Source organism: bacterium, assembly GCA_040756715.1.
Lineage (GTDB): Bacteria > UBA9089 > UBA9088 > UBA9088 > UBA9088 > JBFLYE01.
The window spans coordinates 3,338-3,868 of the sequence record JBFLYE010000055.1; the positions used below are offsets into that span (position 1 = coordinate 3,338).

A 531-nucleotide genomic window follows, 5' to 3' on the forward strand; every position below is an offset into this window, starting at 1 on the left:
GTTTTAAGAGGGTTGTAAATATCTTAAAGTCTGCAGAAAGAAAAGAATTTGATTTTAATCTCCTTTTAGAGGATGCTGAGAAAGGGCTTTATCTTTCTCTAATTGAGGCAGAAAAAAAGCTTAAAGATGTAATTTCAAAAAGGGATTATCGGGAAGGATTTAGAACGCTTGCGGGTTTAAGACCAAGCATAGACAAATTCTTTGACAAGGTAATGGTTATGGTTCCTGAAAAAAACATAAGGGAAAACAGGCTTTCTCTCCTTTTCCTCCTAAAAGACCTCTTTTTCCTCCTGGCTGATCTCTCGGTTATAAGGAGCAATTAGGCTATCTTGACCCTGGCTTGATAAAGGGAATACCTTCCTTACACAATGGGCAAGAGGGAGGGGAATATGTTTCTATATTGAGCTTGATTAGGGATTTAACCTCAAGGTTTTTTGTTTCGCTTCTATCTATTACAACTCCAATTCCAACAATATTTGCCTTACAATTACTTACCAATTCTATTAGCTCCTTAATGGTCTTTCCTGTGGT

At 36.9% G+C, this 531-nt stretch carries 2 protein-coding genes; one reads left to right on the plus strand and one right to left on the minus strand.

The genetic code is table 11. The features are described from left to right. A partial coding sequence (locus AB1397_02320; GenBank protein MEW6481827.1) for a DALR anticodon-binding domain-containing protein occupies window positions 1–323 on the plus strand: 323 nt, incomplete at its 5' end. A 1-nt stretch (window position 324) separates the two neighbouring features. Here AB1397_02320 and AB1397_02325 read toward each other — a convergent pair. After that, a partial coding sequence (locus AB1397_02325; protein ID MEW6481828.1) for an orotate phosphoribosyltransferase occupies window positions 325–531 on the minus strand: 207 nt, incomplete at its 5' end.